Raw genomic sequence first — 25,287 nt, forward strand, 5'->3', positions numbered from 1 at the left:
CATGACAGGAATATTTGACTTCGCTCCGGCGATCGCATTGCTCCCGCTGGCCGCCTTCGTCGTCGTGTTGCTCGGCGGCAATTACCTGCCAAAGCGCGGCGCGCTGGCCGGCATCGCCGCGCTGGGGGGCTCGCTCGTCCTCTCGGCGCTTTCGCTGGTGGCCGTGGCCAACGGCGATCCGTACCACGCGGAACTCTATACGTTCCTCTCCGGAGAGGGCGCGATCAGTCTGCACTTCGGCATCCTGATCGATCCGCTCTCGGCGCTGATGCTCACCCTCGTTTCGTTGATCGCCCTGCTGGTGTTCGTCTTCTCGCTCGGGTACATGAACGACGAAGGAGAGGGTGGCCTTCGGCGATACTACGCCGAGCTCTCGCTGTTCGCCTTCAGTATGCTCGCCTTCGTCTTCGCGGACAACCTCCTGATGGCGTTCATGTTCTTCGAACTCGTCGGGCTGTGTTCGTACCTGCTGATCGGCTTCTGGTTCCGTGAGCCGGGCCCGGCCAGCGCGGCGAAGAAGGCCTTCCTCGTGACCCGTTTCGGGGACTACTTCTTCCTTGTCGGCACCGTCGCCATCCTCTCGATGTTCGGCACCGGGCTGTTCGTCGGCGAGGAGGGCTTCCCGAAACTCGCCCAGCATGCGATCGACGGGGGCCAGACCTTCTACGGACTGGGTGCGGAGACGGCGATCACGCTCGCCGGCCTGCTGGTGCTGGGCGGCGTGATCGGCAAGTCCGCGCAGTTCCCGCTGCACACCTGGCTCCCCGACGCGATGGAGGGTCCGACCCCCGTCTCGGCGCTCATCCACGCGGCGACGATGGTCGCCGCCGGCGTCTACCTCGTCGCGCGGATGTACGGCTTCTACCTGCTTTCCCCGACCGCCCTGGGCGTGATCGCGCTCGTCGGCGGATTCACCGCGCTGTTTGCGGCGTCGATGGCGCTGGTCAAACAGGAACTCAAGCAGGTGCTCGCCTATTCGACGATCTCTCAGTACGGGTATATGATGCTCGCACTGGGCGGCGGCGGGTACGTCGCCGCGGTCTTCCATCTCACCACCCACGCGATATTCAAGGCGCTGCTGTTCCTGGGTGCCGGGTCGGTCATCATCGCCATGCACCACAACGAGAACATGTGGGACATGGGCGGCCTGAAGGAGAAGATGCCCGTGACCTACTACGCGTTCCTCTCGGGATCGCTCGCGCTTGCTGGCATTTTCCCCTTTGCCGGCTTCTGGTCGAAGGACGAGGTGCTCTACGAGACGCTGATCCACGGGCTGGGCGGCTCGCCGCTCCTGCTCGCCGGCTACGCGATGGGACTGGCCGCCGTCGCCTTCACCGGCTTTTACACCTTCCGGATGGTCCTGTTGACCTTCCACGGCGACGCCCGGACTGAACAGGCCGAGGATCCCCACCCCGTCCGGTGGAACGTCAAACTCCCGCTGGCCGTGCTCGGGATCCTCGCGGCCGTCGGCGGCGTCATCAACCTCGCGCCGGTCGAGAAGGTCACGGGCGTCCACCTGACCTTCCTCCACGACTGGCTGGGGAGCGCCACGGAACTACTCTCGGTTCATCACTACGAAGTGCTGCTCCACGATTACGCGCACTACACGGCCGAGAACCCGCTCGGCGAGGTCGGAACCGTCCTCGCGGGCGCAGCGGTTTCGCTCGGCCTCGCTCTCCTGGGGGCCGGCATCGCCTATCGACTCTATGCCGTGCCGGATCCCGAGGAACACACGGACCGGCTCGGCGGCCTCAAGACGTTGCTCATGAACAACTACTACCAGGACGAGTACCAGGTCTGGCTGGCCCGGGGCGTGACAGTGCCGATCGCCCGCGCGGCCGACACGTTCGATCAGAGTATCGTCGACGGCGTCGTCAACGCCACCAGTAGCGTGAGCCTCTTCGGCAGCGAGCGCGTCCGCCGGATCCAGTCCGGCGTCGTGACCAACTACGCCTCGCTGGTCACGCTCGGGCTGGTCGCGTTGCTGGTCGCCTTCGCACTGCTCGGGGGGTGGTTCTAATGCTGCTCGAAGCCCTCCTCGTGAGCGTGCTGGTCGGTGCCGGTGTCGTTGCGCTGGCCCCGAACCGCTACGCCGGCAAACTCGCTGCCGTCCTCAGCCTCGTGCCGCTCGGCGGGAGCCTCTACCTGTGGTCGGCCTTCGACGGCGCGAGCAACGCCCTGCTGGGCAACGACCCCGCCTTCGAGACCCAGTTCGCCTGGTTCGACCTGGGGCCGTACGCCCTCCAGTGGCACGTCGGGCTCGACGGCGTGAGCCTGCCGTTGCTCGTCCTGACGACGATCCTCACGACGGCCGCGATCGTCTCGGCCTGGACCCCGATCGACGAGCGCGAGTCGCAGTTCTACGCCTTGGTACTCCTGCTCGAGGCGGGACTGCTGGGTGTCTTCGCCGCACTGGACTTCTTCCTGTGGTTCGTCTTCTGGGAGGTCGTGCTGGTCCCGATGTACTTCCTGATCGGGATCTGGGGCGGCCCGCGCCGGAAGTACGCCGCGATCAAGTTCTTCGTCTACACGAACGTGGCGAGCCTAGTGATGTTCATCGGGTTCATCGCGCTGGTGTTCGGGCTGGGCGACAGCGTCGCCAGCCTCGACCTGCCGGTGATCGCCCAGACGCTCCAGGAGGAGGGTGCGCTCGGTAGCTTCGCCGGGTTGGAGCCGGATGCACTGAAGGCGACAGCCTTCCTCGCGATGTTCGCCGGGTTCGCGGTCAAGGTCCCGATCGTCCCGGTTCACACCTGGCTGCCCGACGCCCACGTCGAAGCGCCGACGCCGGTGTCGGTGCTGCTCGCGGGCGTCCTCCTGAAGATGGGGACCTACGCCCTGCTGCGGTTCAACTTCACAATGTTGCCCGACGTCGCGGCGGCCAACGCGACGATCATCGCGATTTTCGCCGTGGTGAGCGTCATCTACGGCGCGATGCTCGCGCTCGCCCAGCGCGACTTAAAGCGGATCGTTGCGTACTCCTCGATCTCGTCGATGGGCTACGTCCTGCTGGGGCTGATCGCCTACACCGTCCACGGCGTGGGCGGGGCGACCTTCCAGATGGTCAGCCACGGGTTCATCTCCGGGCTGATGTTCATGGTCGTCGGCGTGGTCTACAACCAGACCCACACCCGGATGGTCGGCGACATGTCCGGGCTGGCGGATCGACTCCCGGTGACTTCGGGCATCTTCGTCGCGGCGGCCTTCGGCTACATGGGGCTGCCGCTGATGAGCGGGTTCATCGGGGAGGCGCTGATCTTCATCGGCGCGTTCCCATCGGACGTACTCCCGGGCGCGCCGCTGTTCACCGCCAGCGCGATGTTCGGTATCGTGATCGTCGCCGGCTACCTCCTCTTTGCGATGCAGCGGGCGCTGTTCGGGCCGTTCGAACTCGCAACCGACTACGAACTCTCACGCGCACCAGTCCAGGACGTCGCGCCGTTGCTCGTCCTGCTTGCCTGTGTGATCATCCTCGGGATCCATCCTGACCTGTTCTACGGGATGATCCAGGACGCGGTTGCGCCGGTCGTCGAACTCGGAGGTGGTGTCTGATGGCAGCCATAGAACTTCCACAGTGGGCCGCGCTCGCCCCCGCGCTCGTGCTCGGGCTGACGGCGTTGGTCCTGTTCGTGATCGACAGCATCGAGCCGGAACCCGACACGACGAACACCGGCCTCCTCACCGCGGTGGGACTCGCAGGCGCACTCACTGCGCTCGGGTTCAACGTCTGGTACCTGGCGGCCGGAACCGGCCAACCGGGCGCGATCGAACTGTTCGGCGACCAGTTGATCGTCGACGGCATGACTCTCGTCTTCGGGACGATCGTCGCCAGCGTTCTCGCACTGGTCGTTCTCGGGAGCTACGACTACTATACTGGCGTGCCCTACCGGGCGGAGTACTTCTCGCTACTCTTCCTGGCGGCGACCGGGATGACCCTGCTCGGCGCGGTCAACAGCTTCGCGACGGCACTGCTCGCCCTCGAACTGGCGAGTCTGCCGTCCTACGCGCTGGTGGCCTCGCTCAAGGACAACAAGGGTAGCGTGGAGGGTGGACTGAAATACTTCCTCGTCGGCGCGCTGTCCTCGGCGATCTTCATCTACGGGATCAGCCTGGTCTACGCCGCGACTGGCCACCTCGCGTTCACCGAGGTCGCGGCCGCACTCGGGGACGCCCCGGCCGGCATTCTCGGCGTCGGCGTCGTGATGGTCGCCGGCGGCGTCGCCTTCAAGACCGCGAGCGTCCCCTTCCACTTCTGGGCCCCCGAGGCCTACGAGGGCGCACCGACGCCGATCTCGGCGTTCCTCTCCTCGGCGTCGAAGGCCGCCGGGTTCGTCCTCGCGTTCCGGCTCTTCACGACGGCGTTCCCCCATGACCTGATCAGCGGCACCATCGACTGGCTGCTCCTCTTCCAGATCCTGGCGGTCGCCACGATGGTGCTGGGGAACTTCGCCGCGGCGACCCAGCGGAGCGTCAAGCGGATGCTCGCGTACTCTTCGATCGGTCACGCGGGGTACGTCCTGATCTCGCTTGCGGCGCTGACCCCGGATGCTGACGGCAGCCTGGTGCTCGGAGCCGGCATGCTCCACCTGCTGGTCTACGGGTTCATGAACACCGGCGCGTTCATGTTCGTCGCGCTGGCGGAGTACTGGGACGTCGGCCGGACCTTCGAGGACTACAACGGCCTGGCGCGGGAAGCCCCGGTCGCCTCGGTGGCGATGACGATCTTCCTGTTCAGCCTCGCCGGCCTGCCCGTCGGGGCGGGCTTCCTTTCGAAGTACGTCCTCTTCGGCGCGGCCGTCAACGCGGGGCTGTGGTGGCTGGCCGCGGTCGGTGCGATCGCCAGCGCCCTCTCGCTGTTCTACTACTCGCGGGTCGTCAAGGCGCTGTGGTTCGAGGAGCCGACCCAGTCCTTCGAGATCGAATCCTACCCGATCGGGCTGTACACCGCGATCATCGTCGCGGCGGTCGTGACGGTCCTACTCCTTCCGGCCTTCGGCTTCCCGAGCGAGAAGGCGATCGCCGCCGCGGCCGCGCTGGTGTAGATCTCGGTCATTCGACGCCACGGTTTTCCGATTACGCGGCATCTAAGTGCAACCCACTGCACCCCCACGTATGCAAGCGACAGCGACGGCCCACCCGATCCAGGGGCTGGTGAAGTACCACGGGATACGCGACCCCGAACTCCGGACGCCGTATCACGACTCGATCAGCCTCTGTACCGCGCCGAGCAACTCCACGACGACCGTCGCCTTCGAACCCGAGCGTAGCGAGGACGAGTACGTCATCGACGGCGAGCGCGTCGAGGGACGCGGGGCCGAACGGATTCGGACAATCGTCGATCACGTTCGCGAGCGGGCCGATCTCGACGAACGCGTCCGCGTTGCAAGTGAGAACAACTTCCCGTCGAACGTCGGCTTTGGCTCCTCGGCGTCGGGATTCGCGGCGCTGGCGATGGCCCTTGTCGAGGCAGCCGGGCTGGACCTCTCACGCCCGGAGATCTCGACCATCGCACGCCGGGGTTCGACCTCGGCGGCGCGGGCGGTCACGGGCGGCTTTTCGGATCTGCGGGCGGGCAGTAACGACGCCGACTGCCGTTCGAAGCGACTCGACGTCCCCTTCGAGGATGACGTTCGGATCGTCGGCGCGGTGATCCCTGCATACAAGGAGACCGAGGAAGCCCACGCGGAAGCCGAAGACAGCCACATGTTCGAGGGCCGACTCGCCCACGTCCACGAGCAACTCGCGGACATGCGCGACGCGCTCGGTCGCGGGGACTTCGAGCGGACCTTCCAGATCGCCGAACACGACACGCTCTCGCTGGCGGCGACGACGATGACCGGCCCCAGCGGCTGGGTCTACTGGCAACCCGAGAGCCTCGAAGTCTTCGAGACGGTTCGGGACCTTCGCGACGACGGGGTTCCCGTCTACTTCTCCGGCGATACCGGCGCGAGTATCTACGTCAACACCACGGCCGAGTACGTCGACCGCGTCGAATCGGCGATCGAAGCACTCGGGATCGAGACGCTCACCTGGCACGTCGGTGGGCCAGCCCGCGTCCGTGATTCGGACGAAGCGTTGTTCTGAGTCGTTTTCGGCCCGTCCGTGCCTTTAGGCTGCTGGCGCGCCAACGGCCTGTATGCGCGTCGCTATCTTCGGAGCGGGATACGCCGGGCTGGGTGTCGCTCGACGGCTGGAACGATCATTACCCGACGACGTCGAGTTGGTCGTCGTCGACGAGTCGGGCGAACACGTCGTCCGCCACCTGCTTCACCGGGGCATTCGCTACCCGGACGAACTTGCACACATTCGGCTTCCGCTGGGACTCGTCCTTGAGCGCGCCACGATCAGAGAAGCCCGCGTCGAGGCCCTCGATCATACCGCGGGTGTCGCCACCCTGACCGACGGTGAGACACTGTCCTACGACTTCGGGGTTGTCACGCTCGGTGGCGATCCGGAGTTCTTCGGGCTGGAGGATGTCGCCGAGTACGCCACGCCGCTGCACCGACCGGCCGATGTCGACACTATCCGGGATGACTTTGAGGCCGTCCTTGCAGACGGTGGCCGCGTCGTCGTCGGTGGCGGTGGACTCACCGGCATCCAGACGGCGGGCGAACTCGCGGCGCTCGCCCGTGAGCGCGACGCGAGCGAGACGGTCGCGGTCACACTCCTCGAGCAGGCCGACGCGGTACCCCCGGGGTTCGACGACCGCCTGCAGGACGCCGTCGGGGATGCACTCGAATCGGCCGGCGTGGAATGCCACACGTCGACGACGATCACCGGTGCCACCGACGATGCGGTTACAGTCGCCGATGGCGACCCGATCCGGTACGATCAGTTCGTCTGGGCCGGCGGCATCCGGGGGCCAGCGGCCCAGGACGGCGACCGACCGACGGTGCCGGCGACGCTTCGACTGGGGCCGAACGCGTTCGCACTCGGTGACGCCGCAGACGTCGTCGACGCCGACGGGACACGCGTGCCGCCGACGGCTCATGCGGCGATCCGCCAGGCCGGTGTCGCGGCGACGAACGTCGCTCGCGTGGTCGAGCATCGCCTGGCACCCGGCGGGTTCGAGCCGCGGCTTGAACGATATAACGACGATGAAATGGGGTGGCTCGTTAGCGTCGGCGACGACGCGGTTGCCAGAGTCGGGCCGACGATCCTCTCAGGGGCCCCAGCAAACGCAGTCAAAACGACCGTCGGGGCAGGGTATTTGACAAGTATCGGTGCCGTCGAAGACGCCGTCGCACACGTTCAGGATGCAGTCGCACACGAATCTGCGCGCGACGTTACTCCTCAGTGACGTCCAGGGCGAGCTCCGGCGTCGTCCAGATGACGAATTCGTCCCCTCGCTCGATGACTCCGTTGATGTACGGTTTCTCGACAGGGGGTTCCTTGACGTCTGACTCCGCGATAAGCGACACCTGGTCGACGGCGTCGACGAGCCACCCGATCTCTCCGTGATCTTCGAACGTATCGGCGTCGAAGACGATGATGAGTTGGTCATCGGCGTTCGTCTCGATGTCGGCCGCGATCTTCGGATCGAGAATCGTCGTGATCTGGCCCCGCAGGTCCACGACGCCATTGACGTACTCCGGGGTGTTGGGAACTCGCGTGACGGTCTCCTCTCTGACGATCTCTTCGACGTATTCGATGTCGAGACAGTAGCGCTCCTCGCCCAGCCGGAACTCCAGGACGCGTGTCTCGGCTTCGGTCGTCTCTTCGACGTCGGCTCCGGCGATGGTTGCCCCCGCCGGCGCTGCCGCGTTGTCCCCGGCTTCCGCGTCCATCTCGCCGGCTTCGTCGCCGCCTGATTCGATGTCGGAGAGGTCGTCAGTCTCGAATTCCGCCGCCGCCTGGGCCGCCGCCTGCGCTGCTGAGAGGGCATCGTCCGCCTCGTCACTGTCCGTCCCGGCCGAGTTCGATTCTCCCGCCGGTGGCGCTTCGTCTGTGTCCCCGTCCGGCGGTGTCTCGGCCTCGTCGCTCGCAGCGGCGTCGGTTGTCGTCGCCGGGTCGTCCGTCATCTCACCCCGCTCGTCCGGTTCGGCCGGGATCTCGGCGGCTGCTCCGCCAGTGGCTCCGCTCTCCCCTTCGGAGTCCGGCACAGAGTCTGCTTTCGCGGGGGAATCGCCTGTTTCAGTCTCGGCGGGTTCATCAGCGCTCGTCTGTTCCGCGCTGGCGTCGGTTTCGTCGTCCGCCGTGTCCTCGGGCGCATCGTTAGCCTGTCCACCACGGCGACCCTGTCGCAGTTGCTTGATACGCTCCGCCCTGTCCATTCGATCGTCTTCGTCACTCATGCTGGCACCTCGGCGGCTTCGATCTCGTACTGTGTTTCGATCCCTTCGGCGATGTCGAGAAAGACCGATTCCATGTCTACCGATTGCTCGTAGGCGAAGATAGATGTGCCGGCCGAGAACGCCCGCTGGAGGGCGACCCGCTTGCGGACCTCCCAGATCGGATAGTCCTCGAACACCGTCTCGAGCCATTCGAGCATGGCCGTGTCTTCGTTGGTCTGCTCGACGCGGTTGGCGACGACGCCCACCGTATCGACGTCGATGTCGACCTGGGATTCAAGCGCGGCGATCTGATCGACGAGGAGTTCGATGGCCCGCTCGGAACTCGCCTCGGTCAGCGCCGGCACGAGCACGCTCCTGGCTGCGTAGATCGCCGTATCGGTTAGTTTCCCGTAAAACGGCGGCGAGTCGATGATAATAACGTCGTATTCCGGCTTGACTGTCGACAGCGCCAGATCAAGCAGTTCCAGTGCGTGATCGCCGGGCACTGTCTCGGGTGTTACGTTGATCGCGAGCGACGATAGCGCCGCCGGGTCGATATCGACTGTCGGATCGGTGTTTGCCCACGCCATGAGGTCGGCGATCGTCAGTTCGTGTTCGGCCTGGAGGAGATCGACGCTGCTGGGAACGACGTCCATCTCCTCGTGTTCGACGATCAGGTCATCGATGGACGATCGCATCTCTCGGTCGGTCAGGACGTCGAACAGCGTCGGCGGCTCGGCGTCATAGGAGTCGAGGAGGCCGAGTCCCTCGGTGGCGTTTCCCTGGGGATCCATGTCCACGAACAGAACGTCGTGGCCCCGCTCGTTGAGTGCTCCGGCGACGTTGATCGCGATCGTCGTCTTGCCCGTTCCGCCCTTCGCGTTGGTCACGCAAACAGTGGCGGGCCGGGCCGATGTGTCGCTGCTCATCGTCAGTTATCGGAACGCTCGGGTTCGATAGCTATAAAAATACGCTCGCGGGTATCAAATGCTGAAATCAGAATGGGCGCTGTCCCGCCTTCCTTCGAGTCTCTACTCCCCCGTGTCGCGGCGTTAGGGCCGTCTGACGCCCGTCACATCCCACTGCAAGATTTAACACTGAGTAGCGTAAATGATGGAGTATCAAAACCTATGTCGATCAACCCCCGGGATTACGACCTCGACGAACTCCGGAAGATGGCCCGCGAACGCGGCGGGGCCACGATTCCGGTCGGTGACGACGAGGAGGACGGATCCACGCCAGCCCCGGATTTGGACGCCGGCGGCCTGAGCGGTGACGTGCTCGGCGACGACGCGTATCGCTCCCAACTGTACCGCCAGTTGCTCCCACTGGAAAGTATGGCCGGCGGCGACCCTGAAAAGCCCTACTTGCGTTCCCTGCCCGAAACGTACGCGGGCGAACTCATCGTCTTCGAGTGGCTATCCTACCTGCTCGAAAAAGCCGGGTTCCGTGGCGCAAACGAGGCCATCGACTACTACGTCGAGGTCAACTGGATCACCGACGATGTCGGCGACGACCTCGATGACTACCTGCTCGGCCTCGACGAGCGTTCGGCCGACGGCGATCTGACCATCGACGACCATCTGTTGAGTCTGGTCCACATCGGCAAGCTGGCGTCGATGCAATGATCTGACGCGGTCCGTCCCGGGTCTCTGTTGTCCGTCTCTTCGTTCTTGTGGCTGTTTCCTTCGGAGCTGAGAGCTCCTCAGCAGATGACGAAGCGTTCTTGCGCTGGCCCGTCAGTCATCAGCCGGGCTCTCGGCACCGGAGCCGTCGAGGCGGCGGATGCGACGCGATAGCGCGTCGTGGTCGACGGTGGACGTCGAGAGTTGCGCGGCAACGAGCGCCAGCAGCGTCGAGAGGATGAACGCGCCGGCAAAGGACGTGAGATAGAGCCCATCGGCGGCTGGGAAGCACTTACGTCATTCGCGGCTTCACCACTCCAGCCCGCCTACGCCGCATACACGCGGAGCAGGCGGCGCAGTTCACGCAGCCGGAACTCTTTCTCTAACCGGTGGAACGAACTGTAGTCCGGTGCCTCGTCAAGAGCAAACACGGCAAGAGCACCGGGCATTTCGTTGAGGGAGTCTTCAGTCTCGCGGTAACTCTTTTCCAGTTCGACGTGGTACAGAATCGGCACTCTGCACCCACTTGGCGTACCGCCCGCGCCCTCCGGCGCGGCGGGTACCTCCGGTTCGTCAACGTAGTGGGTGACTCTCTTATTCCAGCGCCTTCCATCGGGCCAATCGATCACTCCGAACACAGTCCTCAGCTTGCATTCTAGTTTCTGATGGTTGTATTTGATTTCGATAGTGGGATATAGAAAGATATAACTTTATTGCGAATCATCATCAGGATATCTGTCCGATAAGAGTGACATGATTGGTCGCCGTAAAGTGCTAAAAACGTCTGGAAAACTCCTTGCCGGAGGCGCCGTTCTCGGGACGGCGACCTCTCCAGTGAGTGCTGGTGGTGATGATCTTCATCTCGCCGAGGATTTCGAAAAGGTTCTTCATTTGTATATTGATGAGACGCATGAAGGCGCGGTTATTGACGGAATATCGGAAGTTTATCAGCCAAAGTCAGGAACCGGTCTCGATCCGGAGTATTACCGAGTCGTGCATGTTGTCCTCGACCTCAATGCTGCGGGGTTAAATCATAATAAGGCAAGAATTCAGATAAAAGGAAAGAATGGCGCAACTATAGCCATGCTGAATAATAGAGCAGCGGTTGTTCCAAGCGGTTCTATCGGTAGCCAAAGCTATTTCATCAGTCTCGGGGCCGGGGTATCCGCTGACAGTTTAAGCGTTACGGCTTCTCAAACTATGGCCAGAAGTGATCTGCACATTAGCAATAAGACAAAACCTGAGCAGGAGCTGTGTGATATTCGGTATGATTTTGGAGGAGATATACCCAGTGACTACGTTGCCATTGACGCAACGGCTGTCTTTTACGCTAACACACTAGATATAGCGGAGGAATTCGTCGAAGTTGACTGGATAGTTGATTTAAAAGACAAAAGCCATTGCGAAATCGAACCTAGGACGAATTGCTATTATGATAAAAATATCCTAGAAGGCACCAAATCCCACCATTACTTCAATCACTAAATTGCGTGTTGAATTACTAAATATCGCCAAGATAGATCGTTAAACCGAATGCGTTGATGCGTGAGGACTTTGTTGCCAACGTCAAACCTATCGCTTCACAGAAAAACCTGTACTAGTCGGTCAAATAATCACTGGTGGGTAAGACAAATCCACCCCGTCGGAAGTGGACAGCGGATTCGCTAACTATGTCCTCGTTTCTTTGCCTCAATTTCGCATCTATCGGTAGTTATCAAATAGTTTACTTATACGAACACGAAGGATCTGAGCGAGCTACCGGCTGTTTCTGCAGCGGCGTGACTAAAACAGCTTTGAGAACGAATATTTACGCTTTTATCTATCTAAAGATACATTTGAAGTTGTCCGAAACTGCCTAATCTTGGGTGGCGTCGCTCATACAAACCTTTCCTCATCTCGCCAGGCGGCGTCCCAGAAGCGATACTCGTAGCGCGCCGAGGTCTCGAACAGCTCCCGATAGCCCTCCCGGTCCTCGGGGGTCGATTCGGCAGCGACCATGTCCATCAGGTCCAGACACCACTGGGTGAGTTCCGTGAACTCCTCGCCGGCGTAGGTTTTGATTCACTCGGCGTAACGCTCGTCGTCGGGACGGCCCTGGGCGTCAAGCCGCGTTGCGGTCTCGTTGAAGCCCCACAGGGCAACAGCGCAGCTACCGTGTCTCCAAACGTCCCGATAGCGGCCGTCCGCACAAGGAAGTCCGTATGCCCCTGGACCGTCGGCGGCTCGGTCGCTTCGAGTTCCGCCTCGCTGATCCCGAAATCGGCGGCGTACTCGCGGTGGAGATCCATCTTGGTGTTAATTGTCGCGTCGAGCAGTTCGGCGAAACGCCCCATCTGAGCGAGCGACGAAGCGCTCTTGCGCTGGCCCGTCAATCATCAGCCGGGCTCTCGGCTCCGGAGCCGTCGAGGCGGCGGATGCGGCGCGACAGCGAGTCGTGGTCGACGGTCGACGTCGAGAGTTGGGCGGCAACGAGCGCCAGGAGCGTCGAGAGGATGAACGCGCCGGCAAAGGACGTGAGATAGAGGTCATCAGCCACTGGCAGGTTGGCTCCCACGATCGGGATTGCCGTGATGTACTCGCGAAGATCCGGGAAGTACGCCAGGCCGAAAGCGAGTCCGGCGAGGCTGCTGAGGAGCGCGCCGGTTCCGGTCAGTCGGCGCGAGTAGAGGCCATACAGGAGCGGGAACGCGACGGCGGCTCCGAGCAGATCCGCGAGGAAGAACAGCCGGAGGACGCTCCTGGCCCGCAGGCTGACGTAGATGGCTGCCACGGCGATGACGACGGTAAATGCCCGTGCACCAAGCGCGAGCGTCCGGTCGTCCGGATCGTCGATCAGGCGCGGCAGGTCAGCGGTCACGAGGCTCGAAAGGGCGTTGAACAGCGTGTCGACGGAACTCATCACGAGCAGCAGCGCCAGGAGGACCACGGCCAGGACGAGCCACTCGGGGAAGGCCTCGTTCAGCAACAGGAAAAACGAGAGGTCCGCGTTGTACCCCTCGCCGGCGGTCACGACGTTCGCGTGCCCGGCGGCGATAACGCCGAAGAAAGCGGCCACGAGAACGATCAGGCCGTTTGCGAGGGACGCTCGCAGGAAGCCACGCTCGACGGTTTCACTGTCGCTGCCGGCGTAGATGCGTTGCCACCAGGTCTGGTTGATCAACTCCGCACCGAGGATCGCAAACGAGAGGGCGATCCCGAACTGTAACCCTGGCCAGAAGCCCGGATCCAGCAGCGTCGGGTTGGTGGCGACGATCCCATCGTAGACGGCACCGGGACCGCCCAGGGCGAACACCGCACCGGCCGCGGCGATGACAAGCAACGGCATGACGATGATCGCCTGGAGGGTGTCAGTGAAGATACTCGCCCGGAGGCCGCCATAGCCCGTATACAGGAGGACGAACCCGCCGACCAGGACGGCGGTCTGCCACTGCGGCACGTCGGCGACCATCGCGAGCGCCCGGGAGATGCCCGTCAGTTCGGCGGCGAGGAACACGAACATGTACAGCCCACTCACGGCGAGGACGAAGGCGTACATCGACGCCCCGTATCTGGCGTGGGCGTACTCCGTCAGCGAGTGGCCGTCAGGGATGACCGCCCGGACCCGGGGGCCGATCTTTGCGTAAGCGAGCATTGGCAGGGCTTCGCCGATCGCGTAGCCCACGACCGCGGCGATCCCGAAACTCGCACCGGCCTCGGGGGCCGACAGCAGGATCCAGACGCCCATCACCGAGGCGACGAGCGTCGCCGTCATCCGTTTCTCGCCGACCGAATCGCGGGCCGTGATCAGATCCTCGACCGAGCCGACGCGACCCCGGGAGTGCAACAGGCCGAGCCCGGAAAACGCGACCAGTGTCAGGACGGTGAGACCGAGGGCGACGCCAGTGCTCACCATGGATCCTCACCTCCGGCGTCGCTGTCCTGGCTGCCGTAGGCCGTCTCGAAGAACGCCCGCTCCAGTTCGACCGTCCGCCGGAAGAGTCGGTCGAGCCGTGCCCGGCGTCGGGGTGAGGCGTCGGCTCCCTCCCGATCGAGTTCCTCGCGCAACCACCCGACGAACGACCGGAACCCGTCGTTGGCATGGAGGTCGATCCACTCCCGCAGATAGAACGCGTCCGGGTCGGCGTCGGCCCGCGGGTCGGCCCAGGATAGGTAGACCCATTCGGCGGGAACGAGGACGGCCAGCGTCTCGGCGTAGCCACCCTCCCGGGCCGCCCGCCCGAGCAGATCCTCGAAGGCCCGGGTGGTCGCGGTCGGCTCGGGGTCGGCGTACGCTGATTCAGGGACATCCAGTGCCGCAAACGAGCGCTCGAAGTAGTCGTTCTCGTCGTCAGTCAGGACGGCGAGAAACTCGACGAGGCGCGAGCGGGCGGCCATGTCCGGCGCGTCCCCGACTGCGTGGCCGAACGTGCCGACGAGCGCATCGAGGAAGGCGTAGTCCTGCATGAGATACCGACGGAAGACGGCGTCGTCGATCGTGCCCGCTGCGAGTTCCTCCGCGAATCGGTGGTCGACGGCCGCCGAGAAGTCCGGCTCCGCGCGAGCCCGGAGCCACTCGGTGAATCGCGCGTCGCCACGATCGGCGGCATAGGCTTCGAAGCTGTCCGGGACTGCCTGCGCTGGGGTGGCGTCGCTCATATCGACCACGCCTCCTGCCGCCAGGCGGCGTCCCAGAAGCGATACTCGTAGCGCGTCGAGGTCTCGAACAGCTCCCGATAGCGTTCCCGGTCTTCGGCACTCGATTCAGCGGCGACGGCGTCCATCAGGTCCAGACACCACTCGGTGAGGTCAGTGAACTCCTCGCCGGCGTAGGTGTCGATCCACTCGGCGTATCGCTCCTCAGCCGGCCGGCCCTGGGCGTCCAGTCGCGTTGCAGTCTCGTTGAAGCCCCACATACAGGGCAACAGCGCGGCCACGGTGTCGCCGAACGTCCCGACGGCGGCCGTCCGCACCAGAAAGTCCGTGTACCCCTGCGTGGTCGGCGATGGCTCGGTCGCTTCGAGTTCGGCCTCGCTGATCCCGAACTCGGCGGCGTACTCGCGGTGGAGATCCATCTCGGTGTTGATCGTCGCGTCGAGCAACTCGGCGAAGCGCCCCATCCGGGCGAGCGAGGGGGCCTTCCCGGCCCCAAGCGCGAATACGCGCCCGTACTCGATCAGGTAGACGTAGTCCTGGCGGACCCAGTGTTTGAAGGGCTCGGGATCCAGCGTCCCCTCGCCCAGTTGGGCCACCATGGGATGGTCGACGATGGCGTCCCAGTACTGCTCGGCAGTCGGTTCCAGATCGTCGGTGAAGCTCATAGATGATGCGTGGAACTCGATCGGCTTATAACTCACTAATACTACCAAATTATACACCGAAACGAGGATTTTCGGAGTTCCGGCCTGCCAGCATAGACACGGAGATCAGATCAAAAACGACGGGAACGGGGAGATCTGTGACACGGCTTCGAGAATGGAAATCCACAGCCGTCGAAAATCTCGAAAGAGAGTTCACAGGGGCTGGGAAAGCTGAGAAAGGCTAATATGGCGTAGCACGTCCAAACGACTAGTAGTCAGTAACGAGCGGGTCATCCGTTCGTCCAACAGCCTGGATGTGGACGGATCGGAACTGAAGGCCGTTTCAGGTCCCGTCTCGTGAGCAGTCACCGACCGATCCGGGTCGCTGTTCCCGTTGACAGGGCGGCGGCTGTGCGCTGTCCAGGGCGACACGGAGTCCAACAATGAACGACCGGACTGACGTAGCAGTCATCGGCGGCGGCGTCAGTGGTACAGCTATCGCTCGCGAACTTTCCCGGTACGAACTCGATGTCACGTTGCTCGAAGCAGCGCCGGACGTCTGTACCGGGACGAGCAAGGCCAACACGGCCCTGCTACACGCCGGCTTCAACGCGAACCCGGACAAGCAGAAGGGACGGCTCAACGTCAGAGGGAACGAACTCTATCACGAGCGGATCCAGCACGAACTCGACGTCCCGATCGAGTGGCGCGGCGCGCTCGTGGTGGCAACCGAGGCAGCCGAGCGGCCGAACCTCGAATCCCTGTTGGAATGGGGGCGTGAGAACGGTATCGAGGACCTCGAAATCGTCGATGGCGAGCGCCTCCACGAACTGGAATCGCACCTCACCGACGACGCTATCGCCGCCCTCTGGGCCCCGACGGCCGGAATCGTCAATCCCTTCGAACTCACGGTCGGATTCGCCAACAACGCCGTCAGCAACGGTGTGACGTTCGAATTGAGCGCCGAGGTGACGGACATCGAGGAGGCCAGCGGGGCGTTCCGGGTTCAGACAGCGCGGGGCGACATCGAGGCCAGCATCGTCGTCAACGCGGCCGGGTTGTACGCCGACGTCATCTCGGAGATGGTCGGCGTTGACGACTTCGAGATCACGCCACGCCGCGGCGAGTACTATCTCTACGATAAGGAGACGGACGTCGACGTCCAGCGGACTGTCTTCCCTGTCCCCTCCGAGGTCAGCAAAGGGATCGTGGTCACCCCGACCGACGAGGGCAACGTGATGATCGGCCCGAACGCCGAGGAGGTCGATGACGTGACCGAGAAGGCCACGACTCGCGAGGGACTCGACGAGGTGCTTGCGGGAGCCCAGGAGACCGTCCCGGACCTCTCGAAAGACGACGTCATCCGGGAGTTCGCGGGGCTTCGGCCGGCCATTAAAGAGACCGGCGACTTCCGGATCCGGATCGAACGCCGTGACCCCGGGTTCGTCAACGTCGCCGGGATCCAGTCGCCGGGCCTCGCCTCGGCACCGGCAGTCGCCGAACTCGTCGTCGATCTCGTGGGCGACCTCGCAGGCGGGCTCACGGAGGACTCGACGTTCGATCCACAGTACTCACCGCCGCCGAAGACCCGACACATGAGCCACGCGGAGCGCGCGGCACTGATCGAGGAAGACCCAGCCTACGGACAGATCATCTGTCGGTGTGAGATGATCACCGAGGGTGAAATCCGGGACGCCATCAACGAACCGGTCGGCGCTCGGACGATCAACGCCGTCAAGCGACGGGTTCGCCCCGGGGCCGGTCGCTGTCAGGGTGGCTTTTGCCAACCTCGCGTCGTCGAGATCCTCGCCGAGGAACACGGCGTCGATGAAACTGACATCAAACTTGAAGGCGACGGCTCGGAAGTCCTGATCGGCGACACCAAAGAACTGCTGTTGGCCCAGGACAGTGAGGAGGTGCATGCCGATGACTGAAACCGAGGCTGAGGCTGAGGCAGAGCCCGCTGAATCGACCGAGTCGGCCGCCGCGGCCGAGAGTGCGATCCGACGCGAAGCACACGATCTGGTGGTCGTCGGTGGCGGCCCGGCCGGACTGGCTGCGGCCCAGGAAGCCTACGATCACGGCGTTGAGGATATCGTCATTCTCGAACGGGATTTCGAACTCGGCGGCATCCTCCAGCAGTGCATCCACAACGGCTTCGGCCTGCACTACTTCGATGAGGAGTTGACGGGGCCCGAGTACGCCCAGGAGTTCATCGAGAACGTCGCCGAGCGCGGCGTCGACATCCGGCTGAACACGATGGTTCAGGAAGTGACCGACGGGAAGACCGTCTACGCCGTCAGCGAAGACGTCGGGCTGACCGAGATCGACGCCGAGGCTGTCGTCCTGGCGATGGGCTGTCGGGAACGGACGCGAGAGGCCCTGGACATTCCGGGAGACCGCCCGGCCGGCGTCTTCAGCGCCGGAACAGCCCAGCGCTACATCAACATGGAGGGGAAGATGCCCGGCGAGAAGGCAGTCATCCTCGGCTCGGGCGACATCGGTCTCATCATGGCTCGACGGATGTACCTCGAAGGGGCTGAGGTCCCGGCAGTCCTCGAAGTAATGCCGTACTCGGGCGGACTGACCCGCAACGTCGTCCAGTGTCTGGAGGACTTCGACATTCCACTACGAACGCAACAGACCATCACCGAGATCTACGGCGACGAACGCGTCGAGGGCGTTACCGTCCAGGAGGTCGACGACGACTTCGAGCCGATCCCCGGCACTGAGTACGACATCGAGTGTGACACCGTCCTGCTGTCTGTCGGGCTGATTCCCGAAAACGAACTCTCGGAGGGTGCCGGTGTGGACATGCACCCCGTCACTGGCGGGCCGGTCGTCGACGACGGTCGGGAGACCAGCGTCGAGGACATCTACGCCTGCGGGAACGTCCTCCACGTCCACGATCTGGTCGACTGGGTGACCGAGGAGAGCATGATCGCCGGCCGATCGGTCGCCAAACAGCTCAACGACGAGATCGACATCCGCGAGGAACCGATCGAGATCGAATCCACCGGCGCGGTGAGCTACGTCGTCCCGGAGCGGATCAGCAAATCCGACGCCGACCGCGAGGAACTTCCGTTGTATCTGCGGGTCTATGCGCCCATGAACGAGGTCTTCGTCACCGTCGAGAGCGGCGACGAGCAGTTGGCTCGCGAGTTCGAGCGCCGTGCGGAACCCGGCGAGATGATCACGGTCGATCTCGACGCCGAGGCGCTCGAAGACCTCCCGGAGAATCGTCTCGTGGTTGACGTCGTTCCAAAGGAGGAGATCTAGATGAGCCCTGAAACCGTCGAGATAACCTGTATCGCCTGCCCGGTCGGCTGTGACGTCTCCATCGAGGTCGAGGGTGGGGAGATTCAATCGATCGAGGGCTTCACCTGCCCCAGAGGCAAGGAATACGCCAAAGAGGAGTACCGGAACCCGACGCGGATCCTCCCGACGACGGCACGCGTCGCGGGTGGCGTCCTCCCACGAGTGCCCGTCAAATCCGCCGAGCCGATGCCCAAACCGGAGCTGGAAGCTGCCATGCGTGAGATCGCTGCCGTCGAAGTCCAGGCCCCGGTCGAACTCGGTGACGTGATCGTCGAAAACGTCTGTGACACCGATGTCGACATTGTCGCGACCCGCGACCTCCCGGCAGCCGACGAGGGGCCGAAAGCCGCCGACTGATCGGTGGGCCAGCCGAGACTGAGACCGCAACGACTTCCTCGGACGCGGCTCCCGTGGTGGCAGTTCCATCGCGTGGACCGTCACGTTCATTCTACCCGATCGACTATCCATCTCTATGCGCGTTCGAGACTGGCAGGACATCCTCGCGGACGTGGTTGAGAACGACCGTGACCCGGATGGATGGCGCGCCGTCGGCGGCGATCGCGCCGGCGGCATCGGCGAGGACCTCTACCTGGGCCACCCCTCGGTGGGCGTCTATCAGCTCAAGACCTACGCGAAGAACCCCTTCGAGGTCCAGGGCGTCGGCGCGGAAGTCGCCCGCAGCCTCGACGACGAGATCGAGCCGCTGTTCCCCGAGAAGGGGGCCGGCCGCTTCGGCGTCCAGCAGCCGGTCGAGGACGAACGCGAGGCCAGAGAGAAGGCGAACCAACTGGAGGCAGTCGTTCAGGAACACGCCCAGTCATCGACCTCCCCTGATGCGTTGTTCGAGGACCTCATGGACGCCCTGGACAGCCCGGCCTACGGCCCAATGGAGTTCGACGCCTACGGCCGCCCCGACGCGATGGACGACCTCACGGAAACCTTCGAGGAGGCCGAGGAGTTACTCGACGCCGAACTGGAGGACTTGATCGACGAGAACGTGGGCCGCGGGTTCCAGTGAGTGATCGTTGGTCGAGTGAGTTTGTTCGGATGATCGTTGTGCGCTGAGGCGTTCTCAAGCGATACATAGAGCGATCATCCAGTTTCGGTTGGGGATCGATAGTATCTGTAGATGTGATAATCAATTCGAGGAATATATGCGGTTGGAGTGAAAAATGATTCAGCATGTCGCCCAATCCAACGAGACGACAACTACTCGCGGCCGGTGGTCTCGGGGTCGCAGCCCTCGGTGGAGGTGCGCTCGCCTATGCCGGTTCACGTGCATCGAACCAGGGTCCGACCGGGAGCGAGTCGCCCCTGCAATGGATCGGCGATGGCATGGATTCGGAAAGCGAGTCGGGCTACCAGCGAAGCTTCCTCTGCTGGTCGCAACCGCGGTATGAGTCCCGCAAAGCTGACCTCCCGGAGAGCGCAAAACAGGACTGGCAGGATGGATCGGCGTACCTTCCGAGCGATACGTTCCGCGAGGCTATTTCCGTGGAGACGGCTGTGTTTTCGAACTATTCGCCCGGTCGTGGCTTCGCGACGTCCGGCACCGTTGACGTGGATACGCTGGTGAACGCCGAATTTCCAGCGCGGGAAATCTTGCGGGGACGCGGGAACGATCTCGACGTCGCTGTCGAGCAACGAGAATCGCATCGTGGACTCGATGTCTATCGCCAGCAGTTCGTGTCTTCCGGCCTTTCCCGGGCGATCGCGGTAAACGACTCGACGTGTGTGGTTTCGAACCTTTACGAGGAGTCCTCTAAGGCTGTCGATACCGTGAAATCGATCGCGGACAACTGGTTCGATGGCTCACAGCGACTCTCCGAGACGAGCGACGCATTCGATCGGTTTACCTCGTTGCTTGATCCCGGGTTCGTGGCCAACATTTCGATTGGAGAAGCCCACACCCCGAGGGGAACCACTATCGCTTTCGACGGTGACACTGCCGTCTCCAGAGAAGTCGTCTTGGAACCGAAGATTCAATCGAACATGTGTGAGGAGCGTACCGTAGAGCAAAACATCGAGGGCGTTATGGATCAGCCGATGAGAAATCGATTCGATTCTGTCTCTAACGTGAACGTGGACATCTCCGACGGTGCCGGCGTGGTCGAACTCTCGATCCCGATCGAAGAAGTCGATCCCACCTGGGAAACTTTGGATTTCTACAGGCGAGGAGTTTTTGCCACATGTGTGGACTGAGTGGTGTCGATCGCGCTCCCCTGATCGAACATTGAGACGATCCCCGGCACGGCATCGTGGGACGGGTGGTCGATTTACATTGCACCCTCCGTCTTGCTGTTCGATCACATAGGGGCAAGACAAGAGTCCACGGCGCTACCCGGGAGACGATCTCAGGGATCGACCCGATCGAGCCACCGGGTGGGCGTATCGAGTTCGTCGTCGGTGGGGAGATTCTCCGGTTGCTCCCAGACGGCGTGAGCGCCATTGATCCCTCTCTCGGCCGCGACGGCCTCGAAGAAGGCCTTCCCGCGCTCGTATTGCTGGCGCTTCAGGCCCAGCCCGAGCAGTCGCTGGATGAGCCCGGCGACTGGCCCACGGTTGTTCCGCCGACGGTCGAGTGCGTCCCGGAGGTCCTGGTAGGGCCGATCGAACGCGTCGTCCATCACGAGTTCGGCGTACCCCTCGACGGCCGTCATCGCCGTGTTGAGTTCGGCGAAGGCGTCGCGATCAATTTGACCGTCGGCGAGGTCCCCGACAGTTTCCTCGACGCGGGTTTCGAGGTAGGTCGACAGCCACGGTGCGGCCCCGAACTCCGCGGCGTGGGTCACTTCGTGGAACGCGATCCAGCGTCGAAACCGGGGGTGGGGGACGTCGAGTTGGTCGGCAATCTCGACGATGTTGGGATGGACGAAGTACAGTTCGTGGGGGTCCTCACCGAGCAAGACGGGGTCGTACTGCCCGAGGACGTTCCGTCCGAGAAAGCCGAGCATGACGGCCATCGTCCCGGTGTTTATTGTGCGGGCGATCCCCGGAATCTCGTCCGCGCGGGCTTCGATCGGTCCCATCACGCGCTCGAAGGTCCCGATGTTCGCCTCGATCCAGTGGTTGCGGTTCAGGATCGTGACCGACTCGGGTAACTCGAAGGCGGCGTTCGTCGCCGCAGTGACCGCGTCTCTGGCTGCCCGAACGTCGGCCGCGTAGGCCTCTTCTTCGGCCGCCGTCAGGGATACCGACCCGGGATCAGTCGCAGCAGTCGCCGCCGTTGCGGCCGCCTCCCAGTCGATCGGGCCCGTTCCTGATGCCTCCCTGAGGGCCCGGGCACTTTCGAAAAGATTCATACGGTCGGTAGCCGGTCGCCGAAGATAGGGTTTCCCCCTTGGGCAGCCGTCGTAACGGTTATAGCCCGTTGCCGGCAATATTGGCCTGTTGTACGATGGCATTACATCGACGTCGTCTACTCGGGATTCTAGGGGTGGCGCTCGGGTCGGGGCTGAGTGGCTGCCTCGACGCGTCGGGAGAGGACGAATCGACGGGCACCGACAGAGACCATCGGACGACCGTCTCGATCCGCGACGGCGAGTTTTCGCCGAGTTCGTGGGAGGCTGCCGCGGGCCACGAGGTGACCGTCGTCTTCGAGAACCACGACGACCGGGACCACGTCTTGCGGGGGGACTTCGGCGACTTCGAGGTCCGCGTGCCGCCGGGCGGGACCGTCAGCCGGGCGGTGACTGTCCCGGAGAAACCCGGCGACTACGCGATCGACTGTCCCGAAACCACGGGCTCCTTCGAACTCGAGGCCGTCCCCGCCGACGTGCTGGGTGGCTGTAGCCTCGACGAGTCCAATGAGTGAACTCGTCCTCGCGCTGGTGGCTGGCGTCGGATTCGGCGTCTTCTTTCAGAAGGGCCGGATCTGCTATGCGAGCGCGCTCTCGGACTTCTTTCTGTTTCGATCGTCTCGGGGCGGCGGCGGCATCCTGCTCGCCACGCTCTTGACGACGCTCTCCTGGAGTGGTGCGTATCTCCTGGGCGGCGAAGCCGGGTTCTGGATCCCCTCGTGGGGGTTCTATGGGCTGATCGGCGGCGCTATCTTCGGCGTCGGGATGATCCTTGCGGGTGCCTGCATTACGAGTACACTCTGGCGCGTCGCCAGCGGGAGCGGCCAGTACGCGCTCGTGTTGGGTGGTGTCCTTGTGGGGTTCCTCCTCACGGGGCTGGTCCATCCCTGGCTCGCGGAGTTCTATTTCACGCCGCTGTGGCTCGGAACTGGCGGGACTGCCTTCGCCGCTCCCGTCCCCGCACCGCTCGTGGCGGTCGCATACGTCGGCGTCGTCGTTCTCGCGTACGCTGGCGTCGCTGGATCGACGACGCGCCGATTCGACGGGTCGATCGACGAAGACGAGGGGCGGATCAACGGGCTTCTCGAATCCGTACGCGTTGGATTGGCGGGCCTCGTTGCAGGCACGCGCCAGTACGTCGGGGCGCGAGCTTCGGGAATCGATGTCGCCCGCGCGTTCCGTCGCCCGTGGGATCCCCGGACCTGCGGGATCGGGATCGCGCTCACGGCGACACTCTGGATCGGCGTGTCGAGCGTCTGGACCGTTTCGGGCCCACTCGAGGACTGGGTCGCGTTCGGGTTCGGGGCGATCAGTACCGACCTGCTGGAAACTGTCCCCGGTTTCGACGCCGCATACTCCGGCAGCATCTCGCCGGGGATGGGCGTCATTGCCGGATTTCTCCTGGGTGCGTTCCTGGCGGCACTCGCCGGTGATGACTTCGAGTTTACACCGCCGTCGCGCTCGGCTGGCGTCACGCCCGTCGCTGGCGGCGTCCTGATGGGCGTCGGTGCAACCCTCGCCCCCGGCTGTAACGTGACGAACCTCTACACCGGCGTGGCATCACTGAGCATCCACGGGATCGTCGCCGGAACCGGCATCGTCCTCGGTGCGTACGCCAGTACCCGATTGCTTTTTCGTGCCCGGGGATAGCACGGCTGTTCGCCCGGTCCTCACAAGTCAGGCTTCGATTTCGATATCTTCGCCGTCGCCGGCAAGCAGTTTTCGGGCAAGAGCAATCCCGATGGCCAGGACGGCAAGTCCCAGGAGTAGAATGCCGAGGCCCGCGCCACCTGACTCGTTGTTTTCGTCCGTCCCGCTCAGTTCACCGCGGTTACTACCTCCCTCGTACTGCTTCCGGCGGGGATCGACCCGTCCTCGAAATGTAGTTCCATGAACGTGAACTCGTCCATACAGGGGGCTCGACGAGTGCTCCCAAAGAAGTTCCGCCGGGCAGGCGAGGTTTTCTTGGTGGGGCCACCCCGAATGGTCGCATGGACGACCCACAGCGGGACTTTCTCGAATCGCTCCTCGACACTGCCAGCCCATCGGGCTTCGAAACGCCCGGCCAGCGGGTCTGGATCGAGTACGTCTCACAGTTCGCCGACAACGTCAGGACTGATGACTACGGCAACGCCGTCGCGGTCCACGAGGGCGACGGGGATCGCGAGATCGCGATCGCCGGCCACGGTGACGAGATCGGCTTCATGGTCCGGGACATCACCGACGATGGGTTCCTCCAGTTGTCCCGGATCGGCGGGTCGGATCGGACGGTCACTCGTGGCCAGCACGTCACTGTTCACACCGATGCGGGGCCTGTCTCCGGCGTGGTCGGCCAGACGGCGATCCACCTGCGTGATCGCGAGGACGACAGTATCGACGACGTGGCCGAACAACACGTCGACATCGGCGTCGCCGACGGCGAGTCCGCTCGCGAGCGCGTCGAGATCGGCGATCCAGTGACATTTGCCTCGGGCCTCGAATCGCTCGCGGGGACGCGGCTGTCGGCCCGCGGCATGGACAACCGCGTGGGGATCTGGACGGCTGCCGAAGCGCTCCGAACGGCAAGCGACGCCGACGCCTCGGCGACGGTCTACGCCGTCAGCACCGTCCAGGAGGAACTCGGCCTCCAGGGCGCGAAGATGGTCGGGTTCGATCTCGATCCCGACGCCGTGGTGGCGGTGGACGTCACGCACGCGACTGATACGCCGGACGTGCCGGGGAAACGATCCAACGGCGTCGAACTCGGTGCCGGACCGGTTGTCGCGCGTGGCAGTGCGAACCACCCGCGACTCGTCGACGCACTCCGCTCCGTGGCTGACGAGGAGGGTCTCGACGTCCAGCTCGAAGCGACGGGCATCCGGACCGGCACTGATGCGGACGCCTTCTACACCCAGCGTGGGGGCGTCCCGTCGGTGAATCTGGGCCTGCCGAATCGCTACATGCACACGCCCGTCGAAGTGATCGACACGGCGGATCTGACGAACGCGGCCACGCTGCTCGGTTCCTTGGCCGTCGCCGCCGAGTCGCTTGCGCCCTTCGGCGTCGAATTCGACACCGAGTCGAGGGCCTAGTCACCAGCGAGAGGTCGTTTCGAAAGCCGACACGTTTATCAAGCCATCGCTGTCTCGTATCCGTATGAGTGATCAACCACGTGACGTTCTCGAAGAGACTGTCGGGTCGACGGTTACGGTCGATCTGAAAGGCGGCGAGGTTCTGGAAGGGGAACTTACTGGGTACGACCAGCACCTGAATCTGGTGCTGTCGGCGGGCGAAGACACAACGATTATACGCGGCGACAACGTCGTATCGATACACCTATGACCGGGAAAGGAACTCCGAGCCAGGGCAAGAAGAACAAGACGACACACGTCAAGTGTCGGCGGTGTGGCGAGAAGTCCTATCACGTCACGAAAGGCGTCTGTGCGTCGTGTGGATTCGGCAAATCCGCCAAGCGGCGTGACTATGCCTGGCAGGAGAAGGCCGGCGAATAACCCGA

At 63.6% G+C, this 25,287-nt stretch carries 23 protein-coding genes and 2 pseudogenes; 17 read left to right on the plus strand and 8 right to left on the minus strand.

Going from position 1 to position 25,287, the window contains the following annotated elements; all coding sequences use genetic code 11:
• Position 1 precedes the first annotated feature (1 nt).
• From nuoL to SVXhr_RS04555, 5 genes are all read left to right on the plus strand, one after another.
• On the plus strand, positions 2-2,020 hold the full coding sequence (gene nuoL / locus SVXhr_RS04535; RefSeq protein ID WP_275739847.1) for an NADH-quinone oxidoreductase subunit L: 2,019 nt from the start codon (positions 2-4) through the stop codon (positions 2,018-2,020).
• Complete coding sequence (locus SVXhr_RS04540; protein WP_275739849.1) at positions 2,020-3,552, plus strand: NADH-quinone oxidoreductase subunit M; 1,533 nt, start codon at positions 2,020-2,022, stop codon at positions 3,550-3,552. The genes nuoL and SVXhr_RS04540 overlap by 1 nt, the downstream gene beginning before the upstream one ends.
• Complete coding sequence (locus SVXhr_RS04545; protein WP_275739851.1) at positions 3,552-5,042, plus strand: NADH-quinone oxidoreductase subunit N; 1,491 nt, start codon at positions 3,552-3,554, stop codon at positions 5,040-5,042. Before SVXhr_RS04540 ends, SVXhr_RS04545 begins: the two co-directional genes overlap by 1 nt.
• A gap of 70 nt (positions 5,043-5,112) precedes the next feature.
• Positions 5,113-6,084, plus strand: a complete 972-nt coding sequence (gene mvaD / locus SVXhr_RS04550) for a phosphomevalonate decarboxylase MvaD (RefSeq protein WP_275739853.1) — start codon at positions 5,113-5,115, stop codon at positions 6,082-6,084.
• A 52-nt stretch (positions 6,085-6,136) separates the two neighbouring features.
• Entirely contained in the window at positions 6,137-7,300 is a 1,164-nt protein-coding gene (locus SVXhr_RS04555; protein WP_275739855.1) for an FAD-dependent oxidoreductase, read from the plus strand.
• On the opposite strand, the gene SVXhr_RS04560 is transcribed toward SVXhr_RS04555, so the two are convergent.
• Both SVXhr_RS04560 and SVXhr_RS04565 read right to left on the minus strand, forming a co-directional pair.
• Entirely contained in the window at positions 7,287-8,294 is a 1,008-nt protein-coding gene (locus tag SVXhr_RS04560) for a chemotaxis protein CheW (protein ID WP_275739857.1), read from the minus strand. The two genes, SVXhr_RS04555 and SVXhr_RS04560, sit on opposite strands and share 14 nt — an antisense overlap.
• Positions 8,291-9,202: a ParA family protein gene (locus tag SVXhr_RS04565; protein WP_275739859.1), complete on the minus strand. Its 912-nt coding sequence runs from the start codon at positions 9,200-9,202 to the stop codon at positions 8,291-8,293. The genes SVXhr_RS04560 and SVXhr_RS04565 overlap by 4 nt, the downstream gene beginning before the upstream one ends.
• A 201-nt stretch (positions 9,203-9,403) precedes the next feature.
• Here SVXhr_RS04565 and SVXhr_RS04570 point away from each other — a divergent pair, with 201 nt between their 5' ends.
• Positions 9,404-9,901, plus strand: coding sequence for a FlaD/FlaE family flagellar protein (locus SVXhr_RS04570; RefSeq protein ID WP_275739861.1), 498 nt, complete (start codon positions 9,404-9,406; stop codon positions 9,899-9,901).
• 326 nt (positions 9,902-10,227) lie between these two features.
• Here SVXhr_RS04570 and SVXhr_RS04575 read toward each other — a convergent pair.
• A pseudogene (locus SVXhr_RS04575) lies at positions 10,228-10,527 on the minus strand (IS5/IS1182 family transposase); the annotation flags it as partial.
• 124 nt (positions 10,528-10,651) lie between these two features.
• Here SVXhr_RS04575 and SVXhr_RS04580 point away from each other — a divergent pair.
• Positions 10,652-11,383: a hypothetical protein gene (locus SVXhr_RS04580; protein WP_275739862.1), complete on the plus strand. Its 732-nt coding sequence runs from the start codon at positions 10,652-10,654 to the stop codon at positions 11,381-11,383.
• A gap of 390 nt (positions 11,384-11,773) precedes the next feature.
• Here SVXhr_RS04580 and SVXhr_RS04590 read toward each other — a convergent pair.
• From SVXhr_RS04590 to tenA, 4 genes and pseudogenes are all read right to left on the minus strand, one after another.
• Positions 11,774-12,222: pseudogene (locus SVXhr_RS04590) on the minus strand (thiaminase II); the annotation flags it as partial.
• A gap of 44 nt (positions 12,223-12,266) precedes the next feature.
• The gene (locus SVXhr_RS04595; RefSeq protein ID WP_275739868.1) at positions 12,267-13,790 is read right to left on the minus strand and encodes a sodium:solute symporter family protein; all 1,524 of its coding nucleotides are present in this window, start codon (positions 13,788-13,790) and stop codon (positions 12,267-12,269) included.
• The gene (locus SVXhr_RS04600) at positions 13,784-14,533 is read right to left on the minus strand and encodes a TenA family protein (protein ID WP_275739870.1); all 750 of its coding nucleotides are present in this window, start codon (positions 14,531-14,533) and stop codon (positions 13,784-13,786) included. The genes SVXhr_RS04595 and SVXhr_RS04600 overlap by 7 nt, the downstream gene beginning before the upstream one ends.
• A complete protein-coding gene (tenA, locus tag SVXhr_RS04605) occupies positions 14,530-15,195 on the minus strand; it encodes a thiaminase II (RefSeq protein WP_275739872.1) in 666 nt (221 codons plus the stop codon). Before tenA ends, SVXhr_RS04600 begins: the two co-directional genes overlap by 4 nt.
• Positions 15,196-15,617: 422 nt before the next feature.
• Between tenA and SVXhr_RS04610 the strand changes: the two genes are divergently transcribed.
• From SVXhr_RS04610 to SVXhr_RS04630, 5 genes are all read left to right on the plus strand, one after another.
• A complete protein-coding gene (locus SVXhr_RS04610) occupies positions 15,618-17,108 on the plus strand; it encodes an NAD(P)/FAD-dependent oxidoreductase (RefSeq protein ID WP_275739874.1) in 1,491 nt (496 codons plus the stop codon).
• Positions 17,101-18,453 (plus strand): FAD-dependent oxidoreductase, encoded by a 1,353-nt coding sequence (locus SVXhr_RS04615; protein WP_275739876.1) that lies wholly within the window; start codon positions 17,101-17,103, stop codon positions 18,451-18,453. Before SVXhr_RS04610 ends, SVXhr_RS04615 begins: the two co-directional genes overlap by 8 nt.
• Positions 18,454-18,849, plus strand: a complete 396-nt coding sequence (locus tag SVXhr_RS04620) for a DUF1667 domain-containing protein (protein WP_015788447.1) — start codon at positions 18,454-18,456, stop codon at positions 18,847-18,849.
• Between the two features lie 115 nt (positions 18,850-18,964).
• Positions 18,965-19,510, plus strand: coding sequence for a hypothetical protein (locus SVXhr_RS04625; protein WP_275739878.1), 546 nt, complete (start codon positions 18,965-18,967; stop codon positions 19,508-19,510).
• 716 nt (positions 19,511-20,226) lie between these two features.
• Positions 20,227-20,694, plus strand: coding sequence for a hypothetical protein (locus tag SVXhr_RS04630; protein WP_275739880.1), 468 nt, complete (start codon positions 20,227-20,229; stop codon positions 20,692-20,694).
• A gap of 152 nt (positions 20,695-20,846) precedes the next feature.
• Here SVXhr_RS04630 and SVXhr_RS04635 read toward each other — a convergent pair whose 3' ends face one another.
• Positions 20,847-21,794 carry a zinc-dependent metalloprotease gene (locus SVXhr_RS04635; RefSeq protein ID WP_275739882.1) on the minus strand — a complete coding sequence of 316 codons (948 nt, stop codon included), beginning with the start codon at positions 21,792-21,794 and terminating at the stop codon, positions 20,847-20,849.
• Between the two features lie 95 nt (positions 21,795-21,889).
• On the opposite strand from SVXhr_RS04635, the gene SVXhr_RS04640 reads away from it, so the two are divergent.
• The 5 genes from SVXhr_RS04640 to SVXhr_RS04660 all read left to right on the plus strand — a co-directional run bounded on the left by SVXhr_RS04640 (position 21,890) and on the right by SVXhr_RS04660 (position 25,282).
• A complete protein-coding gene (locus SVXhr_RS04640; RefSeq protein WP_275739884.1) occupies positions 21,890-22,306 on the plus strand; it encodes a cupredoxin domain-containing protein in 417 nt (138 codons plus the stop codon).
• Entirely contained in the window at positions 22,299-23,441 is a 1,143-nt protein-coding gene (locus SVXhr_RS04645) for a YeeE/YedE thiosulfate transporter family protein (RefSeq protein WP_275739886.1), read from the plus strand. Before SVXhr_RS04640 ends, SVXhr_RS04645 begins: the two co-directional genes overlap by 8 nt.
• A gap of 341 nt (positions 23,442-23,782) precedes the next feature.
• Positions 23,783-24,862, plus strand: a complete 1,080-nt coding sequence (locus SVXhr_RS04650; protein WP_275739888.1) for a M20/M25/M40 family metallo-hydrolase — start codon at positions 23,783-23,785, stop codon at positions 24,860-24,862.
• 64 nt (positions 24,863-24,926) lie between these two features.
• Positions 24,927-25,112: an LSM domain-containing protein gene (locus SVXhr_RS04655; protein WP_275739890.1), complete on the plus strand. Its 186-nt coding sequence runs from the start codon at positions 24,927-24,929 to the stop codon at positions 25,110-25,112.
• Positions 25,109-25,282 (plus strand): 50S ribosomal protein L37e, encoded by a 174-nt coding sequence (locus SVXhr_RS04660; protein ID WP_275739892.1) that lies wholly within the window; start codon positions 25,109-25,111, stop codon positions 25,280-25,282. The genes SVXhr_RS04655 and SVXhr_RS04660 overlap by 4 nt, the downstream gene beginning before the upstream one ends.
• The last annotated feature ends 5 nt before the right edge of the window (positions 25,283-25,287 follow it).

The sequence above is a fragment of the Halorhabdus sp. SVX81 genome, assembly GCF_029207715.1.
Taxonomy (GTDB): Archaea; Halobacteriota; Halobacteria; order Halobacteriales; family Haloarculaceae; genus Halorhabdus.

Bases quoted from the DNA above. Each gene is read 5' to 3' on its own strand.
- nuoL (WP_275739847.1), top strand. From the start codon at position 2: ATGACAGGAATATTTGACTTCGCTCCGGCGATCGCATTGCTCCCGCTG.
- SVXhr_RS04540 (WP_275739849.1), top strand. From the start codon at position 2,020: ATGCTGCTCGAAGCCCTCCTCGTGAGCGTGCTGGTCGGTGCCGGTGTC.
- SVXhr_RS04545 (WP_275739851.1), top strand. From the start codon at position 3,552: ATGGCAGCCATAGAACTTCCACAGTGGGCCGCGCTCGCCCCCGCGCTC.
- mvaD (WP_275739853.1), top strand. From the start codon at position 5,113: ATGCAAGCGACAGCGACGGCCCACCCGATCCAGGGGCTGGTGAAGTAC.
- SVXhr_RS04555 (WP_275739855.1), top strand. From the start codon at position 6,137: ATGCGCGTCGCTATCTTCGGAGCGGGATACGCCGGGCTGGGTGTCGCT.
- SVXhr_RS04560 (WP_275739857.1), bottom strand. From the start codon at position 8,294: ATGAGTGACGAAGACGATCGAATGGACAGGGCGGAGCGTATCAAGCAA.
- SVXhr_RS04565 (WP_275739859.1), bottom strand. From the start codon at position 9,202: ATGAGCAGCGACACATCGGCCCGGCCCGCCACTGTTTGCGTGACCAAC.
- SVXhr_RS04570 (WP_275739861.1), top strand. From the start codon at position 9,404: ATGTCGATCAACCCCCGGGATTACGACCTCGACGAACTCCGGAAGATG.
- SVXhr_RS04580 (WP_275739862.1), top strand. From the start codon at position 10,652: ATGATTGGTCGCCGTAAAGTGCTAAAAACGTCTGGAAAACTCCTTGCC.
- SVXhr_RS04595 (WP_275739868.1), bottom strand. From the start codon at position 13,790: ATGGTGAGCACTGGCGTCGCCCTCGGTCTCACCGTCCTGACACTGGTC.
- SVXhr_RS04600 (WP_275739870.1), bottom strand. From the start codon at position 14,533: ATGAGCGACGCCACCCCAGCGCAGGCAGTCCCGGACAGCTTCGAAGCC.
- tenA (WP_275739872.1), bottom strand. From the start codon at position 15,195: ATGAGCTTCACCGACGATCTGGAACCGACTGCCGAGCAGTACTGGGAC.
- SVXhr_RS04610 (WP_275739874.1), top strand. From the start codon at position 15,618: ATGAACGACCGGACTGACGTAGCAGTCATCGGCGGCGGCGTCAGTGGT.
- SVXhr_RS04615 (WP_275739876.1), top strand. From the start codon at position 17,101: ATGACTGAAACCGAGGCTGAGGCTGAGGCAGAGCCCGCTGAATCGACC.
- SVXhr_RS04620 (WP_015788447.1), top strand. From the start codon at position 18,454: ATGAGCCCTGAAACCGTCGAGATAACCTGTATCGCCTGCCCGGTCGGC.
- SVXhr_RS04625 (WP_275739878.1), top strand. From the start codon at position 18,965: ATGCGCGTTCGAGACTGGCAGGACATCCTCGCGGACGTGGTTGAGAAC.
- SVXhr_RS04635 (WP_275739882.1), bottom strand. From the start codon at position 21,794: ATGAATCTTTTCGAAAGTGCCCGGGCCCTCAGGGAGGCATCAGGAACG.
- SVXhr_RS04640 (WP_275739884.1), top strand. From the start codon at position 21,890: ATGGCATTACATCGACGTCGTCTACTCGGGATTCTAGGGGTGGCGCTC.
- SVXhr_RS04645 (WP_275739886.1), top strand. From the start codon at position 22,299: ATGAGTGAACTCGTCCTCGCGCTGGTGGCTGGCGTCGGATTCGGCGTC.
- SVXhr_RS04650 (WP_275739888.1), top strand. From the start codon at position 23,783: ATGGACGACCCACAGCGGGACTTTCTCGAATCGCTCCTCGACACTGCC.
- SVXhr_RS04655 (WP_275739890.1), top strand. From the start codon at position 24,927: ATGAGTGATCAACCACGTGACGTTCTCGAAGAGACTGTCGGGTCGACG.
- SVXhr_RS04660 (WP_275739892.1), top strand. From the start codon at position 25,109: ATGACCGGGAAAGGAACTCCGAGCCAGGGCAAGAAGAACAAGACGACA.